We start from the raw sequence: 605 nt of genomic DNA, 5'->3' as shown, positions 1-605 counted from the left end.
ATAACCACAGAGGCAACCTTATAGCTCTTTGTAGTGCTTGTCACCTTTTATACCACAGAGGTGGAAAATCAAATGTTTCACCGGGGCAGCTATCTTTGTGGTAAATAAATCATGGATGATACTCAAGAACTAATCGCAATTCAGCAAGAACTCTCAGGAATCAGCGAACGCCTGAGAAAGATTTTTCCGTCTACTCATCCCCAATTTGACAGCGTGTTTGAAGACGTGGGTGCAGCTGGATATTACATTCGGGAAGCTGGTTATCGTCTAGAATCAGTTCTTATGACTGTTCAAGGTGATAGCGCAGGTTCTGCGAGTGATGCAGAGATTTCAGAAACTGAAATTGAGTAAACTTCAGTAGGCAAACAACGAAAGAAAGTCATCAGCAAGTCAGCCCTAACTTGGGGCGTGCAGAAATTCAAAACTCGCCGCATCGCCCTAGTACTAAAAACTTCGGCAACTTCCGCCACCCCCTCTAACAGGTGATCTGGTGATGATTCTGATTCAGCAATCAACATCGGGAAGTATGTACGGGCTAACCACTTTTCATCGTCGTCTAAGTCAGCCAAATTTTTATTACTACCGCTATTAAGACTATCTAATAG

General features: G+C 43.3%; 2 protein-coding genes. One reads left to right on the top strand and one right to left on the bottom strand.

What is annotated here, in order from left to right; genetic code table 11:
• The first annotated feature begins 111 nt into the window (after window positions 1-111).
• Window positions 112-351, top strand: coding sequence for a hypothetical protein (locus tag GNF10_RS37290; RefSeq protein WP_185585982.1), 240 nt, complete (start codon window positions 112-114; stop codon window positions 349-351).
• Here the strand turns inward: GNF10_RS37290 and GNF10_RS37285 are convergent.
• A partial coding sequence (locus tag GNF10_RS37285) for a hypothetical protein (protein WP_260446394.1) occupies window positions 291-605 on the bottom strand: 315 nt, incomplete at its 5' end. The genes GNF10_RS37290 and GNF10_RS37285 overlap by 61 nt on opposite strands.

It is taken from the genome of Nostoc sp. UCD121 (assembly GCF_014222285.1).
Classification (GTDB): Bacteria; Cyanobacteriota; Cyanobacteriia; order Cyanobacteriales; family Nostocaceae; genus Nostoc.
The sequence above is the reverse complement of the archived record's forward strand: the minus strand, read 5'-3'. Positions and strand labels throughout refer to the sequence as shown.